The following is a 15,765-nucleotide window of genomic DNA, read 5'->3' as shown; positions in this document are numbered from 1 at the left end:
GATGGAACGCGTGACACTGGCGGGGGATGTGACCCTGTCGCGGCTGGTCTATGGCATGTGGCGGATCGGCGACGACGCCGACACCACCCCCGCCCATGTGCAGGCCAAGATCGAGGCCTGCCTGGAGCAGGGCATCACCACGATGGACCAGGCCGACATCTATGGCGCCTATACCGCCGAGGCCATCCTGGGGGACGCGCTGCGCGCCGCCCCCGGCCTACGCGACCGCATCGAGATCGTCACCAAATGCGACATCGTGGCGCCCATCGGCAAATACGCGGACGCGCCCTGCAAGCATTACGACACCTCGCCCGAACATATCCGCGCCTCGGTCGACAACTCGCTGCGCGATCTGGGCACCGACCGGATCGACCTGCTGCTGATCCACCGCCCCGACCCGCTGATGGACCCGGATGCGACGGGTGCGGCGCTGGACGCGCTGGTCGCCTCGGGCAAGGTGCGCGCGGTGGGCGTGTCGAACTTCCGTCCCTGGGACATGGAGCTGCTGCAGGACCGCATGACCACGCGCCTGGCCACCAACCAGATCGAGATCTCGCTGGCGGCGCTGTCCTCCTTCACCGACGGCGACCTGGCCTTCCACCTGCGCCGACGCGACCCGGTCATGGCCTGGTCGCCCCTGGGCGGCGGCAGCCTGATGACCGGCGACGGGCCGGTGGCGGCGGTGCTGGACCGGCTGGCCGAGCAGCACGACACCGACCGCGCGGCGGTGGCGGTGGCCTTCCTGCTGCGCCATCCCGCGACGATCCTGCCGGTGCTGGGCACCAACGCGCTGTCGCGCATCGCCCGCATCGGCGATGCCTGCCGCGTGGAGCTGAGCCGGGTCGAGTGGTTCCAGCTCTACGAGGCGGCGCTCGGGCGCGAGGTCGCATGACCCCGGCCGGGCCGCAGGGCTTCGTCCCCGACGCGCAGAACGGGCGGCTGCTGCGCGACGCGTTCGGCCGCTTCGCGACCGGGGTGACGCTGGTCACCGCGGCCGGGCCCGAGGGCTGCACCGCCATCACCGCCAACAGCTTCTCCTCCATCTCGATGGAGCCGCCGCTGATCATGTGGGCGCCCGCGCGCGCCAGCGCCCGTTTCGCCACCTTCGCGGCGGCGGCGCATTTCGCGGTCCATGTGCTGGCCCGCGACCAGGCCGACCTGGCCTGGGCGGTGGCGCGCAACCGCGACGCGCTGGACCATCACCCGCTGCAGCGCAACGATCAGGGCGTGCCGGTGCTGGACCGCTGCCTGGCAAGGTTCGACTGCGCCACCCATGCCCTGCACGAGGCGGGCGACCACATGATCGTGCTGGGCCGCGTGCTGCGCGCCCAGCTCTCGGACGGCGACCCGCTGGCCTTCTTCGGCGGCCAGATCGCCGGCATCACCCGCGGCTGAGCGCCGCGCCGCAGACCCGTCAAGGAGGGGCCGCCCGTGGCCGTGCCGACTTTCCCGCCCCTGGCCCCGCGCGTCCGCGCGCTGGCGCCCGGCCTGATGCTGGCGGTGACCGTCGCCATGGCCGCGCAGTTCCTGTCGGGCCATTACGGCGCCCCGGTCATGCTGATGGCGATCCTGCTGGGCATGCCGCTGCATTTCCTGACCGAGGACGACCGCGCCGCCCCCGGCATCGACTTTGCCGCGCGCGGCCTGCTGCGCACCGGGGTGGCTCTCTTGGGGCTGCGGGTGTCGCTGGACATGGTCGCCGCGATCGGCTGGCCCTTCGTGGCGCTGGTCGCGGGATCGGTGGCGACGGTGATCCTGGGCTCGGTCGCGCTGGCGCGCAGGCTGGGCCAGGACCGCGCCTTCGCCCTGCTGACCGGGGGGTCGGTGGCGATCTGCGGCGCCTCGGCCGCCATGGCCATCGCCTCGGTCCTGCCCGCCCGCGCGCAGGCCGAGCGCGACCTGTCCTTCACCGTCATAACCGTCACGGTGATGTCCACCGTGGCGATGATCGCCTATCCGATGCTGGCCGCGGGGCTGGGCCTCGATGCGCATCAGACGGGGCTGTTCCTGGGCGCGACCATCCATGACGTGGCCCAGGTCGTGGGCGCGGGCTATTCCGTCTCCGAGGATACCGGCGACGTGGCCACGGTGGTCAAGCTGATCCGCGTGACGCTCCTGGCGCCCGTGGTGCTGATCGCGGCGCTGGCCCTGCGCCGCGCCAGCCCCGCCGGAGAGGCCCGCCCGCCCCTGCTGCCGGGCTTCGTGGTGGCCTTCCTGGTGCTGGCGGCGCTGAATTCGGCGCATCTGGTGCCGCAGGCGGTGGGCGAGGCGGCGTCCGTGCTGTCGCGGGCGCTGCTGGTCGCGGCGGTGGCGGCGGTCGGCATGAAGACCGCGCTGGCCCGCATGGCGCAGGTCGGCGCCGCGGCCATCGGCATGCTTCTGGTGCAGACGGCCACGCTGGCGGTGCTGATCGCGGTGCCGCTGCTGTGGGGCCTGGTCTAGGGGCGTTGTCCCCGGCCCCGCTTTCGGGCCATCTGGTCCGGCAAGGAGGGACGATGGCCTTTCATCTGGACGAATTCCTGCCCTATCGACTGACGGTCGCGGCCCAGCAGGTCAGCCGCAGGCTGGCGCGGCTCTATGCCGACGAAGGGCTCAGCGTGCCGGAATGGCGCGTTCTGGCGCATCTGAACCATTCGGGCGCGGTCAGCGTGCGCGACATCCACGACCGCGTCAGCCTGGACAAGTCGGTCGTCAGCCGCGCCGCCACCCGGCTGGACCGGGCGGGCCTGCTGCGCAAGTCGGTCGATGCGGGCGACCGCCGCCTGGTCGCGCTGGAACTGACGCCCGAGGGGCGCGCGCTGATGGACCGCCTGACGGTGCTGGCCGAGGCGTTCCAGGCGCGGCTGATGGCCGAACTGGGCCCCGATGCCGCCACGACCCTGGCCGCGCTGGACCGGCTGTCGCGCGATCCCGAGGCGGCCGATCAGGGGGCAGGCAACGAAACGGGGCCGGACACATGGCCCAGCCCCGCTGATCGGTGATCCCTGAGGATCAGCCCTCGCCGTCGGTCTCGGCGCCGCCATCGGCGCTCTGGCCGGCCTCGCCGCCCTCGGGCGCGGGGATCGCGGCCTCGGCGGGGATGGTCTCGTTCACCGGGTCGACGTCATCGCCCTCGACCGATGCGGTCGGCGTGTCCAGCGGAGCCTGGTCCTGACCGCTGAAGTCGCTGGAGGCGGGCGTCTCGCTCGGCGGCTCGTCGCCGTCGGTCGCGGGAACCGCGTCGGTGGTGGCAGCGGTGTCGGTGGTCGCGGCATCCGCCGTGCCCATGCCGGTCGTGGCCGGGGCGGCCGGCTCCACGCCATCGACCAGCACCAGCGTGCCGTCGGCGGCGTTGAAGACCATCTCGGTCGGCAGGCCGCCACGCTCGCCGGTGACGACCAGCGTGTCGTCGGCGCGGGTCACGACGACGTTCTCATAGCCCTGCTCCGTCAGGGCGGTGATCACCTGCTCGTCGGTGTCGGTTCCCTGCAGCGTCGGGAACTGGACCTCGTCCATGGTGGTCAGTTCGGCGGGCGGGGTCGCGGTCTGGGCGTAGGCCGTGCCCGCCATCAGGGCGGCCAGCACGGCGGCCTTGCCACCCATCTTCAGCGCATTGATCGGGTTGGTCATCGGAAGCTCCTGTTCGGTTACGTCGTCTGTCCTCGGTCATCGTGCGGTTCTGCCCGCCATCTGGGGGATCAACCGGGCCGGGATCGGACGGTTCAATCACGACGCCGTCATGACCGCCGCCCCGCCGGTCAAGCGAACGTGCGCGCCGAACCTGGGCGCGGGCGACGCCGGGGCGGAACCCGCGCCTTCGCGCCGATCACGGCACGCCGTTCCGGCAACAGCTTGCCGGAAAGCCGCGTGACCGCGCGCAAGGTCGGGCCATCCGGGCCGCGCCACCCTAATGTCATCGGCGACGCGTCCCGGTCATCGGGCCGGGCTGCGCGACAGACGTGAAAGGAAAAGACATGATCCGCACCCTGACCATGGCCGCCGGCCTGGGCCTTCTGCCCCTCGCGACGCTCGCCCAGGACGCGCCCGCCCCGGCTGCGGCACCCGCCGCCCCCGAGGCTCCGGCCGCGACCGCCCCTGCCGATCCGGCCGCGACCTACGAGGCCGCCCGCAATCAGCTGGGCATCCTGCAATACTGTCAGGAGCAGGGCTTCAGCGGCCCCGAGGCGGTCGAGGCGCAAGGCCGGCTGGTCGCGCTGCTGCCCGAGGGCGACGCCGCAACCGGCGACGCGGCCGAGGCGAAGGGCGCCGAAGGGACCGTGTCGATCGGCGGCACCGAGGTGACCCTGTCCGAGGCCGTCGAGACCCGCGGCAGCACCGTCGAGGCCACCTGCCAGCAGATCGAGGCCGCCGTGAACGAGATCGCCCCGACCCTGCCCGTAGGCTGATCCGCGCTAGGGCCGCTCCTGCGGCCCCGGCTCATCCGCGACCAGCGGCGCGGTCACCAGCCGCGCCGTTTCGTTGTCTTCGGCCTGCGCGCCGGTCTCGACCAGTTCGCGGGCCTCGTCCTCGTCCTCATCTGTCAGGGCGGGGGGCGTGTCGCCCGCCAGGAAGTTGCCGAACTTTTCCCATCCCGGAACGTGGTCGCACAGCACCCGCACCACGACCAGGACCGGCACCGCGATGATCATTCCGATCACCGACCAGAGCCACGCCCACAATGCCACGCCCAGAAACACCACCACGGTGTTCATCTGCAACCGGCGCGACACGAAATAGGGCGTGATGATCTGCCCCTCCAGCGAGGTCAACGCCAGATAGGACCCCGACACCATCGCGGGCCAGAAAACGCCGGGCATCACCACCAGCGCCACGATGGCCGACATGGTCACGCCCAGGATCGCGCCCAGATAGGGGATGAAGTTCAGCAGGAACGCCCCGATCCCGAACAGAAGCGGCCCCGGCATGCCCCAGGCCCACATGGTCAGCCCGACCGCCAGGCCCAGCCCCGCATTGATGATGGTGATGGCGCCCAGATAGTTGCCAAGCGAATCCTCGATCTGGCGCAGCGCCAGATAGGCGCCGCGCTTGTCGCGCATGCGGTCAAAGCTCTGCACGATCTTCAGGTACAGAAGGTCCCCCGACGCGATCAGGAAGAACAGCAGGATCAGCGTGAACAGCACCTGCCCGATCAGCAGGGGCGCCATCTGCACCACCATGCCGAGGGTGGTCTGGCCCTGCGGCTCGACGCGGATCGCGGGACGTGCGCCCTCCTCGGGCTCGGCACTCTGGACCTCATCGATCTGGCGGGCCGCGTCGCGCAGGTCACTGAGACTGTCGCGAACATTGTCGAACTTCTGCTCTAGCTGCGCGCTGATGATGGGCATGTTGCCCATCGCCCGGCTCAGCGGACCGCTGGCGGCGTAGCCGATTACCGCCACGACCAGCAGGATCGACAGCGTGATCCCCGCCGCGGTGGCCGCATCCGGAACGCCGCGCCGTTCCGCCAGCCGCCGCAACGGCGTGAAGACGAAGAACAGCAGCATCGCCATGGTTACGGGCATCAGGAAGTTGCGACCCGCCGCGATGGCCGAAAAGGACACGATCAAGAAAATCCCGATCACCGCCCAGTTCGCCAGCACCGGAACCTTGCTGTTCTCCTTCTAGGCAAAGCGTGGAAACATATGCCCCTGCGAACCCGGCATGCCCCATATCCCCCGACTGATCCGTCCTGATCGACGCTGCTCCCCGGCATGCGCCCGGCCATGGCGCGTCCTGCGACGCGACGATGCCCATTCGGCGTGCAAACGCGAACGGCGGCCCGGATGTTCCGGGCCGCCGTCGCGGGAACGCCCGAAATCGGACGTATCGGTTCAGCGCGGACGGGTCATATCGGGTTGTCGCCGCGCGCGTCGATGACGCGGGTGGGCAGGCCCATCTCTCCCAGCAGCTCCAGGAAGGGGCGCGCGGGCAGGTCCTCGACGTTGGCCATGGCCTTCACGTCCCACGGACCGCGCGCGATCAGGATCGCCGCCGCGACCGGGGGCACGCCCGCGGTATAGCTGATGCCCTGGCTGCCGACCTCCTCGAAGGCCTCCTTGTGGTCGGCGACGTTGTAGATGAAGACCTCGGCCGGCCTGCCGTCGCAGGTGCCGCGGACCAGATCGCCGATGCAGGTCTTGCCCTCATAGTCGGGGGCGAGGCTGGCCGGGTCGGGCAGCACGGCCTTGACCACCTTCAGCGGCACGACGTCGGTGCCGTCGGCCAGCGTCACCGGCTGCTCCGACAGCAGGCCCAGCTTCTGCAGGACGGTGAAGACGTTGATGTAATGCTCTCCGAACCCCATCCAGAACCGCACGTCCGCATCGGGATAGCGGGCCGACAGGCTGTGGACCTCGTCATGGCCCGAAAGATAGGCGGTGCGCTTGCCCACGACGGGCAGGTCCCATTCGCGGCCGACCTCGAACATGCGGTTCTCCTGCCAGGCGCCCTGCTGCCAGGAATAGACCGTGCCGGTGAACTCGCGGAAATTGATCTCGGGGTCGAAATTCGTGGCGAACCAGCGGCCGTGCGATCCTGCGTTGATGTCCACGATGTCGATGCTGTCGATCTTGTCGAAATACTCGTCCTCGGCCAGGCGCGCATAGGCGTTGACCACGCCCGGATCGAAGCCCGCGCCCAGGACGGCGGTGATGCCGGCCTTCGCCACGTCCTCGCGGCGCTTCCATTCGTAGTTGCCGTACCAGGGCGGCGTCTCGCAGATCTTGGCCGGGTCCTCGTGGATGGCCGTGTCGATATAGGCCGCGCCCGCGCGGATGCAGCCCTCAAGGACGGTCATGTTGATGAAGGCCGTGCCCACATTGATGACGATGCCCGCATCCACCTGCCGGATCAGCGCCTCGACCGCGTCCGCGTCCATCGCGTCCAGCGCGTGGCTGGTCCAGGCCATGTCATGGCCCTTCTCGCGCAGGCTCTCGATGATCGCGTCGGCCTTGGCCTGGGTGCGGTTCGCGATGTGCAGGTCGCCGAACTCGGCCGCCCATTGCGCGACCTTGTGGGCCGTGACCTGGGCCACGCCGCCCGCACCGATGATGAGCACGTTCTTCTTCGCCAATTCTGTCTCCTTCAGGTGGCAGAGGATGGGTGGCCTCAGGACAGGCTGCCTTTGTATTCGTCGTAACCGAAGCTGCGGACGGTGCGGATCGTTCCGTCCTCCTCGCGGCGCGCGATGGCGGGCATGGCGACGCCGTTGAACCAGTTCTTCTTGACCATCGTGTATCCGGCCGCATCCTGGATGCTGACCCGATCGCCGATCCGCAGGGGCCTCTCGAAGCCCGCCTCTCCGAAGATGTCGCCCGCCAGACAGGTCTTGCCCGCGATCTGGTAGCGGTGATCGCCCTCCTGCGGCAGGCGGGCGTCCTGGCGATAGATCAGCAGGTCCAGCATATGCGCCTCGGTCGAGCTGTCCACGATCGCCACGGGCTTGCCGGTGTCGATGATGTCCAGGACGCTGACCTCCAGCGTGGTGGTGTTCGTGATGCTGGCCTCTCCGGGCTCCAGATAGGCCTGCACGCCGAAGCGGTCCTGGAAGGCCTTCAGCCGGTCGGCCAGCCGGTCCAGCGGATAGCCCTCGCCGGTGAAGTGGATGCCGCCGCCCAGGGACACCCAATCCAGGCGCTTCAGGATGGCGCCGAACTCGGTCTCGATGCGGGTCAGCTGGCGGTCGAACAGGTCGAAATCGCCGTTCTCGCAGTTGTAGTGGATCATCACGCCGCTGATGCGGTCCAGCGCGGATTCCAGCCGCTCCACGTCGCCTTCGCCCAGGCGGGAAAACGGCCGCGCCGGGTCGGCCAGATCGAAGCCGCTGGTCGAAAAGCGCGGGTTCAGCCGCAGGCCGGTCGCGATGCCCGCGGCCTTGGCCCCGAAACGGTCCAGCTGCGACAGGCTGTTGAAGATGATCTTGTCGGCGTAACCCACCGCCTCGTCGATCTCGTGATCGGCCCAGGCCACGGAATAGGCGTGGGTTTCCTTGCCGAAGGTCTCATGCCCCAGGCGCAGCTCATAGAGCGACGATGACGTGGTCCCGTCCATATAGTCACGCATCAGGTCGAAGACCGACCAAGTGGCAAAGCATTTCAGCGCCAGCAGCGCCTTGGCCCCCGATGCCTCGCGCAGCCGGGCCACCTTATCCATGTTGGCGCGCAGGCGGGCCATGTCGATCAGGTAATGCGGCGTCTGCGGCAGGGTCATGGTCAACCTTACGTCAAGGAACACGGGAGGGGCGGGCGGTCGCGAAGCCGCGATATAGCCACGCCCCCCGGTTTTCGCAAGGAAACATGACGCGCCGGTGACGGCAGCCGGAACCGTCAGGCGCCGCGCAGATCGGCCGCCAGGCGGCGCAGCTCGCGCTTGACCAGCTCCAGCTCAGCGCGCAGGGCCGCGACCTCGGCGGCCATGTCCTCGTCCAGGGGACGGCCCGCCATCAGGGACAGCCGCGCCAGCGTAAGGCCCGCATCGGTCGCGTCGCCTTCGACCGCCTCGGGGACCGCCTTCAGCAGCAGCGTCTGCACCCCGTCGGACAGGACCGATCCGGGCAGCGCGACCTCGACCCGCCAGGCACGCTCGCCGTCGGGGGTCAGCCGGGCTTCGGCCAGGACCTCGCCATGTTGGATCAGCAGGACGCGGGCGGGTGGCTGGTCCGGGCCGGTCAGCCGGCCGCGCCAGACGCCCCCCTTCAGACCGTGGCTGTCGAATGTCGGCATCGCGGATTCCTCAGATCTGGGCGCGGGGATGGCGCGACAGGATCACGTCGCGCAGCACGACCGCGTTCATGTAGGGCGCCTCGAACATCAGGTCCAGCCAGGCCTTGTCCACCGTCCGCTGCGACAGCTCGGCATAGCCCAGGTCGAATTCCACCACCCGGTCGCAGTTCCGCCCGGCAATCGGGTCGCCCATCTGGCGCAGGATGGTCTCGGTGTTCGGGCCCTGCTGGATGTTCAGCCGGGCATAGACGACGATCGGGCGTTCCGCCTGCAGGGTCGATGCCAGCCGGACGATGTAATGCGTCCCCAGCTCCTCCAGCATCTCGGGGGGCAGGGTCAGCGAAAAGGACAGGAAGCTGCCCGAGAACCCCATCATCTCCAGCGCCAGGCCGTAATCGGTCAGGTCCGTCGCGCGGCGGTTGCGCGACTGGCGCAGGATCACGGCGCGTTCGGGGCAGTCGTGGAACAGCGCGACCTCGTCGGACAGCCAGCGGCCGTTGTCGGGGGCGACCAGGGCGGCGGAGGCGATCGGCACCGTCATGACCTGCGGCCGCCAGCGCCGGTCCGTGCCCCCGGGCAGGTCCAAGCGCTGCAGCGAATCGCGCGGGCCCAGGGACCGCGCATCCGCCAGGCGGATCACCTGCGACAGGTCGCGATGCAGGGCGTCGGCCTCGTCCCTCAGGGACTGAGGCAGCGGCCCGGGCTGCTGGCGCGTGCGGCGCAGGATCCGCGCCCATTGCCGGGCGGCACTGGCGCGGATGCGGCGCGCCAGCCAGCCGCGATCAGGCCGCGCCATGATGCCCGGCCTGGATGGATGCGCGCCGCGGCACGGTCTTCTTCGGGACAAGGCGACGATTCGTGATTCGGTTCAGCCCGTTGGGTTCGTTTCATGGATAGACCGCAGGTCCGCGTCGGACAAGCCTGCCGATCAGGCCGTCAGCGCGTCCAGCCGCGCGGCGCAGCGGAAATCGGCCTCCGTCAGCCCGGCCGCGTCATGGGTACTGAAGCTCACCGCGCAATAGCCCCAGCCGAAGGCGATGTCGGGATGGTGCCCCTCGCGGTTGCCCAGCCAGGCGGCCAGGTTGGCCATCTCGACCGCGCCGGCAAAGCCCTTGAAGGCAAAGCGGCGGGTGATGGCGCGCCCATCCTCCGACAGGGTCCAGCCGGTCAGGGCGTCCAGATGGCGGGCGATCTCGTCCTCGGTCATGGGGGTGGCTCCTTTCATGGATGTCACGTCACAGCAGGGGAGAGGCCAGCGCGCAGGCGTTGTTGCGGATGCGCCGCAGCGCCGACCAGGCGCGCACCTCCTCCAGGCTCAGCGCACGCGCCCGCTCGACATAGCTGGCCTGCCGCGCGTCCAGCGCCGCCACGAATTCGGGGTCGAAGACGGCCATGTTGACCTCGTAGTTCAGCTCGAAGCTGCGCCGGTCCAGGTTCGCGCTGCCGATCATGGCCATGCGCCCGTCCACGGTCAGTATCTTGGAATGCAGCAGCCCCCCCTGGAACAGCACCAGCCGCACCCCCGCGGCCAGGAGGCCATAGTAGAACCCCTCGCTGGTCGCGCCGACGATCAGGCTGTCGTTGCGCGCGGGCAGGATCATCGTCACCTGCACCCCGCGCCGCGCCGCCGCCCGGATCGCCGCGTCCAGCGCATCGTCGGGCACATAGTAAGGCGTGGTGATGACCACCCGGTCGCGCGCGGCATGCAGCATCGCCGACAGGCAGTCGCTGACGCTGCCCGCGCGCAGGTCGGGGCCGGTCGCCACCACCTGCGCCACGATCCCCGGATCGGCCTGGGGCGCGACCGGCTGCAGCATCGGGCCCAGGTCGCGGCCGGTATAGCTCATCCAGTCGGCGAGGAAGACCGCCTGCAGCTGGCGCACCGCCGGGCCGCGCACCGAGACGAGGATGTCCACCCAGGGCGCGAAGCGCGCCTTGATGCGGAACGCCATGTCGGCGCAGTTGCGGCTGCCGGTGAAGGCCAGCCGGTTGTCGATCACCAGGATCTTGCGGTGGTTGCGCAGGTCCAGCCGCTGGAACAGCACGCTGATGAAGGGCAGGCCCCAGGGAAAGGCCGTCACGCATTCCACCCCCGCCTGCGCCATGCGGTCCCACAGCGCCGAGCGCACCAGGAGCCGCGAGCCGAGCGCGTCGACGATCACCCGGCACTGCACGCCGCGATCCTCGGCGCGCATCAGCGCCTCGGCGATCTTGGTGCCGCTGGCATCGGGCAGCCAGATGTAGAACAGCACGTGGACGTGACCCTGCGCCCCGTCGATGGCCGCGACCAGATCGTCGATGGCCCCGTCGCTCTCCTCCAGCAGGCTCAGCACGTTGCCCGCCCGGGCCTCCATGCCGCCGACCGAGGCGTTGGCCGCGATCACCGGCCCGGCCGGATCGTCGCGGTCGGGCCGCACCATCGGCAGGCCCGGGTCGCGCCCGGTTAGGCGGTCGCGTACGTCGGCCATGCGCTGCACCTCGGCTTGGCTCATGCGGACCTCGCCGAACAGCAGATAGGCCAGGATCCCCAGCAGCGGCACCGCCTCGACCACCATGATCCAGGCCAGCCGGACCGAGGGTTCGATGCGCGGACGCATCAGCACGCGGGCGATGATCACCAGCGACAGCGTCGTATGCGTCAGGAAGAACAGCGTGGCCCACATGGCCCGCATCATCCGCGCGCCCCCCGGCAATTGCAATTCCCCCCGTCGCGGCCTATCTGGGGGCCTGAAACAGCCAAGGCCATTCGCGATGAACTGGATCACGAACTATGTCCGCCCGCGCATCAATTCGCTCTTCTCGCGGCGCGAGGTCCCCGAGAACCTGTGGACCAAATGCCCGGAATGCGGGACGATGCTGTTCCATCGCGAACTGTCGGACAACCTGAACGTCTGCACGACCTGCGACCACCACATGGCGATCACGCCGCGCGACCGCTTTGCCGCGCTGTTCGACGGCGGCGCCTTCGTCGAGGTGAAGGTTCCCGATCCCATCGCCGACCCGCTGCAGTTCCGCGACCAGAAGAAGTATCCCGACCGGATGAAGGCCGCGCAGAAATCCACCGGCGAGAAGGAGGCCATGCTGGTCGCCGAGGGCGAGATCGGCCGCACCCCCATCGTCGCCGCCGCCCAGGACTTCAGCTTCATGGGCGGGTCGATGGGCATGTATGTGGGCAACGCCATCGTAGCGGCCGCCGAACGCGCGGTCCAGTCGGGCAAGCCGCTGGTCCTGTTCTCCGCCGCGGGGGGGGCACGCATGCAGGAGGGCATCCTGTCGCTGATGCAGATGCCCCGCACCACCGTCGCGGTGGAGATGCTGCGCGAGGCGCGCCTGCCCTACATCGTCGTGCTGACCCATCCGACCACCGGCGGCGTCACGGCCAGCTATGCTATGCTGGGCGACATCCAGATCGCCGAGCCGAACGCGCTGATCTGCTTTGCCGGTCCCCGCGTGATCGAGCAGACCATCCGCGAGAAGCTGCCCGAGGGCTTCCAGCGGGCCGAATACCTGCTGGAGCACGGCATGCTGGACCGGGTGACCCACCGCAAGGCGCTGCGCGACGAGCTGATCGGCGTGCTGCGCATGCTGGGCGGCCTGCCGACCGCGACGCGCGCGGACCTGCCCGCGCCCGCGGCCCCCGCCCCGGCGCCCGCGGCCCCCGCCCCGGCGGCCGCGACCCCGCTGGCGGCGCCCAAGGCCGCCACGCCGACCCCGGCGGAATAAGCCCCTCCTGACCCGCGTCGGCGCTCCGGGGGTCCGGGGGCCGGCCCCCTGGTGCGCCATGACGACCTCCGACACGATCCTGTCACGCCTGATGGCGCTGCACCCCAAGGTCATCGACCTGTCGCTGGACCGGATGCACCGGCTGCTGGCGGCGCTCGGCCATCCGGAGCGCGCCGTCCCGCCGGTCATCCACGTCGCCGGCACGAACGGCAAGGGCAGCACCCAGGCCATGATCCGCGCGGGGCTGGAGGCCGGGGGCGCGCGGGTCCATGCCTATACCTCGCCGCATCTGGCCGAGTTCCGCGAGCGCATCCGCCTGGCCGGCACGCTGATCGAGGACGCGGCCCTGGCCGATCTTCTGGCCGAGGTCGAGGCCGCCAATGACGGCCAGCCCATCACCTTCTTCGAGATCACCACCGCCGCGGCCTTCCTGGCCTTCGCGCGCACGCCCGCGGACTTCACCCTGCTGGAGGTGGGCCTGGGCGGACGGCTGGACGCGACCAACGTGATCGCAGCGCCGCGGCTGACGGTGATCACCCCGGTCTCGATCGACCATCAGCAGTATCTGGGCGACACGCTGCCGCTGATCGCCGCCGAAAAGGCCGGGATCATCAAGCCGCGCGTGCCGGTCGTGATCGCCGCGCAGGAGGGTGACGCGATGCGCGTGATCGAGGCCCGCGCCATGGGCCTCTCGGCCCCGATCCTGGCGCATGGGCAGCACTGGACGGTCGCGGCCGAACCGGGCGGGATGGTGTTTCAGGACGATCACGGGCTGTGGGACCTGCCCCGCCCGGTGCTGATGGGCGCGCATCAGGTCCAGAACGCGGGCACCGCGCTGGCCGCGCTGCGCGCCCTGGGCGCGACCGAGGCGCAGGCCCGCGCCGCCGTCACCCGCGCCGAATGGCCCGCCCGCATGCAGCGCCTGCGCCGCGGCCCGCTGGTCGATCTGGCCGGGGGGGCGGAGCTGTGGCTGGACGGCGGCCACAACCCGGCGGGGGGCGAGGCGCTGGCCGCGACGCTGGTCGCCATGCCCGCGCGGCCCACGCATCTGATCTGCGGGATGCTGAACACCAAGGACATCGCGGGCTATCTGCGCCCGCTGGCGCGCGAGGCCGCCAGCCTGACCGCCATCGACATCCCCGGAGAGCCGAACACCCTGCCCGCCCGCGCCACCGCCGAGGCCGCGCGCAGCGTGGGCCTGCCCGCCACCGAGGCCGAGGATGCCGCCCGGGCCGTCGCCGCCATCACCGCGCGCGATCCGGGCGCGCGCATCCTGATCTGCGGCTCGCTGTACCTGGCCGGGCGCGTCCTGCGCGAGAACGGCTGACGCCGTTCTCCCTCAGGCCCAGTCCCAAGGGGTCGTGAACTGACCCAGACGCGCCTGGACCTGCGCCTCGTCCACCCCGCCCTCGCGCGACAGCCGGGCGACCAGGCCGCGCTTCTTGTCCTCGCGCACGTCCAGCACGCGGGTGCCCGTCCCCTCCAGCGCGGCGTCATAGACGCGGGTGATGGCCAGCTTGCGCAGGTCGGGCTTGAAGATCTTGCCGACGGCGGTCTTGGGCAGCTCGGGCAGGATCTCGATATGCTTGGGGATGGCCGCGCGTTCGTGGATGTGGTCGCGCGCATGCGAGACCAGTTCGTCCACGGTGACGCTCGCCCCGCCGACCAGCTCGACATAGACGCAGGGCAGCTCTCCGGCAAAGCTGTCGGGCTGGCCGATGGCGCCGGCAAAGGCCACGGCCGGATGGGACAGCATCCCCTCCTCGATCTCGGCGGGGTCGATGTTGTGGCCGCCGCGGATGATCAGGTCCTTGGCGCGGCCGGTGATCCACAGATAGCCGTCCGCGTCGATGCGCCCCAGATCGCCCGTGCGCAGATAGATGTCGTCGGCGAACAGCTTATGGTTCTTGTCCACCTCGGTATAGGTCGAGCCGGGGAAGACGCCCGGATTGGCCACGCAGATCTCTCCGACGACGTCGGTCGGGCATTCATGCACGCGGCCCGCATCGTCGTGGTTCAGGATGCGCACATGCGTGTAGGGCAGCGGGATGCCGACCGAGCCCACCTTCTTCAGCCCGTCCACCGGGTTGCAGCTGACCAGGCAGGTCGCCTCGGTCAGGCCGTAGCCTTCGGCGATCTCGACCCCGGTCGCGGCCTTGAAGCGGTTGTAGAGTTCGATCGGCAGCGGCGCGGACCCGGAAATCGCGGTCTTCAGGCTGCTGACATCGGCATTGACCGGGCGCTGCATGAGGGCCGCGATGGCGGTCGGCACGGTGATCAGGAAGGTCGCCTGCCAGCGTTCGATCAGCTTCCAGAAATTGTCGAAGACCCCGTCGCCCCGGTATCCGGCGGGCGTAGGCATGACCACATGCGCGCCCGACGCGATGCAGGACATCAGCACCGGATAGGCCGCGAAGACGTGGAACATCGGCAGCGGGCACATCAGCACGTCGGTCTCGTCGAAGAGCAGCGTGCCCCCCAGCCAGCCGTTGTAGATCATGCCGCTGTACTTGTGCTGTGCGACCTTGGGCGTGCCGGTGGTGCCGCCGGTGTGGAAATAGGCTGCGACCCGGTCCTGCCGCGGGTCGTCAAACTCCAGCGCGGTGTGCTTCCTTGCGCTGGTCGCGGCCTCGAAATCCAGGACCTTGGCCTTGTGCGCGACCTTCACCTTGGGCCGGATCAGCGGCACGATGAAGCGCTTCAGCCCGCGCAGGTGGCGGTTCAGGTCGATCTCGATCACATGGGTGACGCCGGGGGCTTGGGCGACGGCCTCCGCCGCCTTCTGCGCCACGTCGGTCTTGGGGAAGGCCTTCAGCGTCACCAGCACCTTGGCCCGCGTCTCGCGCAGGATGCCGGCGATCTGGGTCGCGTCCAGCAGCGGGTTGATGGGGTTCACGATGCCTGCGGTCGCACCCGCCAGCAGGACGACCGGGGTCTCGATCGTGTTGGGCAGCAGATAGGCCACCGTGTCGGTCGGCCCCACGCCCAGGCTGCGGAACAGGTTGGCGGTCTCGGTCACCCGCTCCAGCAGCTCCTGCCAGGTCAGGGTGACGGAGGGGTCCTTGGGGCCGGACAGCAACTGGAACGACAGCGCCGGGCGCTGCGGGAACCGGGCGGCGGTGCGCGACAGGAATTCGTGGATGGTCACCGGCAGGTCGCGCGCGTCATAGGCGCTTTCGTCCTCGACGCTGTTGCGGTCGTCATAGCTGCTGAACTTGCCCATCGGTTCCCCCATGCATTCCGGCACCGCACGGATGCGGCCCCTCCCTGCGGGCAGGATGGGACGATATGGCCGAACGGGGCAAGTGCCTGGCGGCGCGGGCCGCGCGAAAACGCCGCGTCA

General features: G+C 70.0%; 16 protein-coding genes. 7 read left to right on the top strand and 9 right to left on the bottom strand.

Features of this window, described 5'->3' with window-relative positions; all coding sequences use genetic code 11:
* The first annotated feature begins 1 nt into the window (after window position 1).
* From AC2SGK_RS00530 to AC2SGK_RS00515, 4 genes are read left to right on the top strand one after another with little or no spacing between them, the layout of a single operon-like run.
* The gene (locus AC2SGK_RS00530) at window positions 2-892 is read left to right on the top strand and encodes an aldo/keto reductase (RefSeq protein ID WP_488321880.1); all 891 of its coding nucleotides are present in this window, start codon (window positions 2-4) and stop codon (window positions 890-892) included.
* Window positions 889-1,395, top strand: a complete 507-nt coding sequence (locus AC2SGK_RS00525) for a flavin reductase family protein (RefSeq protein ID WP_488321658.1) — start codon at window positions 889-891, stop codon at window positions 1,393-1,395. The genes AC2SGK_RS00530 and AC2SGK_RS00525 overlap by 4 nt, the downstream gene beginning before the upstream one ends.
* A gap of 36 nt (window positions 1,396-1,431) precedes the next feature.
* Window positions 1,432-2,442 (top strand): YeiH family protein, encoded by a 1,011-nt coding sequence (locus AC2SGK_RS00520; RefSeq protein WP_488321657.1) that lies wholly within the window; start codon window positions 1,432-1,434, stop codon window positions 2,440-2,442.
* Between the two features lie 53 nt (window positions 2,443-2,495).
* Complete coding sequence (locus AC2SGK_RS00515) at window positions 2,496-2,981, top strand: MarR family winged helix-turn-helix transcriptional regulator (protein WP_488321656.1); 486 nt, start codon at window positions 2,496-2,498, stop codon at window positions 2,979-2,981.
* A 10-nt stretch (window positions 2,982-2,991) separates the two neighbouring features.
* Here AC2SGK_RS00515 and AC2SGK_RS00510 read toward each other — a convergent pair whose 3' ends face one another.
* Window positions 2,992-3,609 carry a hypothetical protein gene (locus AC2SGK_RS00510; RefSeq protein ID WP_488321655.1) on the bottom strand — a complete coding sequence of 206 codons (618 nt, stop codon included), beginning with the start codon at window positions 3,607-3,609 and terminating at the stop codon, window positions 2,992-2,994.
* 344 nt (window positions 3,610-3,953) lie between these two features.
* Between AC2SGK_RS00510 and AC2SGK_RS00505 the strand changes: the two genes are divergently transcribed.
* Entirely contained in the window at window positions 3,954-4,385 is a 432-nt protein-coding gene (locus AC2SGK_RS00505) for a pore-forming ESAT-6 family protein (RefSeq protein WP_488321654.1), read from the top strand.
* Window positions 4,386-4,391: 6 nt separating this feature from the next.
* On the opposite strand, the gene AC2SGK_RS00500 is transcribed toward AC2SGK_RS00505, so the two are convergent.
* The 7 genes from AC2SGK_RS00500 to cls form a co-directional block, all read right to left on the bottom strand.
* Window positions 4,392-5,579, bottom strand: coding sequence for an AI-2E family transporter (locus AC2SGK_RS00500; RefSeq protein ID WP_488321653.1), 1,188 nt, complete (start codon window positions 5,577-5,579; stop codon window positions 4,392-4,394).
* Between the two features lie 245 nt (window positions 5,580-5,824).
* Window positions 5,825-7,051 carry a saccharopine dehydrogenase family protein gene (locus AC2SGK_RS00495; protein ID WP_488321652.1) on the bottom strand — a complete coding sequence of 409 codons (1,227 nt, stop codon included), beginning with the start codon at window positions 7,049-7,051 and terminating at the stop codon, window positions 5,825-5,827.
* A gap of 35 nt (window positions 7,052-7,086) precedes the next feature.
* The gene (locus AC2SGK_RS00490; RefSeq protein WP_488321879.1) at window positions 7,087-8,181 is read right to left on the bottom strand and encodes a carboxynorspermidine decarboxylase; all 1,095 of its coding nucleotides are present in this window, start codon (window positions 8,179-8,181) and stop codon (window positions 7,087-7,089) included.
* 122 nt (window positions 8,182-8,303) lie between these two features.
* The gene (locus AC2SGK_RS00485; RefSeq protein ID WP_488321651.1) at window positions 8,304-8,699 is read right to left on the bottom strand and encodes a hypothetical protein; all 396 of its coding nucleotides are present in this window, start codon (window positions 8,697-8,699) and stop codon (window positions 8,304-8,306) included.
* Window positions 8,700-8,709: 10 nt separating this feature from the next.
* A complete protein-coding gene (locus tag AC2SGK_RS00480; protein ID WP_488321650.1) occupies window positions 8,710-9,495 on the bottom strand; it encodes a DUF6478 family protein in 786 nt (261 codons plus the stop codon).
* A 132-nt stretch (window positions 9,496-9,627) separates the two neighbouring features.
* The gene (locus AC2SGK_RS00475; RefSeq protein ID WP_488321649.1) at window positions 9,628-9,906 is read right to left on the bottom strand and encodes a 4a-hydroxytetrahydrobiopterin dehydratase; all 279 of its coding nucleotides are present in this window, start codon (window positions 9,904-9,906) and stop codon (window positions 9,628-9,630) included.
* A 28-nt stretch (window positions 9,907-9,934) separates the two neighbouring features.
* Window positions 9,935-11,362, bottom strand: a complete 1,428-nt coding sequence (cls, locus tag AC2SGK_RS00470) for a cardiolipin synthase (protein WP_488321648.1) — start codon at window positions 11,360-11,362, stop codon at window positions 9,935-9,937.
* Window positions 11,363-11,450: 88 nt separating this feature from the next.
* On the opposite strand from cls, the gene accD reads away from it, so the two are divergent.
* The gene (gene accD / locus AC2SGK_RS00465; RefSeq protein WP_488321647.1) at window positions 11,451-12,422 is read left to right on the top strand and encodes an acetyl-CoA carboxylase, carboxyltransferase subunit beta; all 972 of its coding nucleotides are present in this window, start codon (window positions 11,451-11,453) and stop codon (window positions 12,420-12,422) included.
* Between the two features lie 58 nt (window positions 12,423-12,480).
* Complete coding sequence (locus AC2SGK_RS00460; RefSeq protein WP_488321646.1) at window positions 12,481-13,749, top strand: bifunctional folylpolyglutamate synthase/dihydrofolate synthase; 1,269 nt, start codon at window positions 12,481-12,483, stop codon at window positions 13,747-13,749.
* Window positions 13,750-13,761: 12 nt separating this feature from the next.
* On the opposite strand, the gene AC2SGK_RS00455 is transcribed toward AC2SGK_RS00460, so the two are convergent.
* Entirely contained in the window at window positions 13,762-15,645 is a 1,884-nt protein-coding gene (locus AC2SGK_RS00455) for an acyl-CoA synthetase (protein WP_488321645.1), read from the bottom strand.
* Window positions 15,646-15,765: the final 120 nt, after the last annotated feature.

Source organism: Paracoccus sp. NIOT.M2S5SZ12, from assembly GCF_057748165.1.
This window is presented reverse-complemented; position numbering and strand designations above follow the sequence as displayed.

What these genes read in the sequence shown, in the direction of transcription:
- AC2SGK_RS00530 (WP_488321880.1), top strand. Translation starts at nt 2, where the DNA reads ATGGAACGCGTGACACTGGCGGGGGATGTGACCCTGTCGCGGCTGGTC.
- AC2SGK_RS00525 (WP_488321658.1), top strand. Translation starts at nt 889, where the DNA reads ATGACCCCGGCCGGGCCGCAGGGCTTCGTCCCCGACGCGCAGAACGGG.
- AC2SGK_RS00515 (WP_488321656.1), top strand. Translation starts at nt 2,496, where the DNA reads ATGGCCTTTCATCTGGACGAATTCCTGCCCTATCGACTGACGGTCGCG.
- AC2SGK_RS00510 (WP_488321655.1), bottom strand. Translation starts at nt 3,609, where the DNA reads ATGACCAACCCGATCAATGCGCTGAAGATGGGTGGCAAGGCCGCCGTG.
- AC2SGK_RS00505 (WP_488321654.1), top strand. Translation starts at nt 3,954, where the DNA reads ATGATCCGCACCCTGACCATGGCCGCCGGCCTGGGCCTTCTGCCCCTC.
- AC2SGK_RS00485 (WP_488321651.1), bottom strand. Translation starts at nt 8,699, where the DNA reads ATGCCGACATTCGACAGCCACGGTCTGAAGGGGGGCGTCTGGCGCGGC.
- AC2SGK_RS00480 (WP_488321650.1), bottom strand. Translation starts at nt 9,495, where the DNA reads ATGGCGCGGCCTGATCGCGGCTGGCTGGCGCGCCGCATCCGCGCCAGT.
- AC2SGK_RS00475 (WP_488321649.1), bottom strand. Translation starts at nt 9,906, where the DNA reads ATGACCGAGGACGAGATCGCCCGCCATCTGGACGCCCTGACCGGCTGG.
- cls (WP_488321648.1), bottom strand. Translation starts at nt 11,362, where the DNA reads ATGTGGGCCACGCTGTTCTTCCTGACGCATACGACGCTGTCGCTGGTG.
- accD (WP_488321647.1), top strand. Translation starts at nt 11,451, where the DNA reads ATGAACTGGATCACGAACTATGTCCGCCCGCGCATCAATTCGCTCTTC.
- AC2SGK_RS00460 (WP_488321646.1), top strand. Translation starts at nt 12,481, where the DNA reads ATGACGACCTCCGACACGATCCTGTCACGCCTGATGGCGCTGCACCCC.
- AC2SGK_RS00455 (WP_488321645.1), bottom strand. Translation starts at nt 15,645, where the DNA reads ATGGGCAAGTTCAGCAGCTATGACGACCGCAACAGCGTCGAGGACGAA.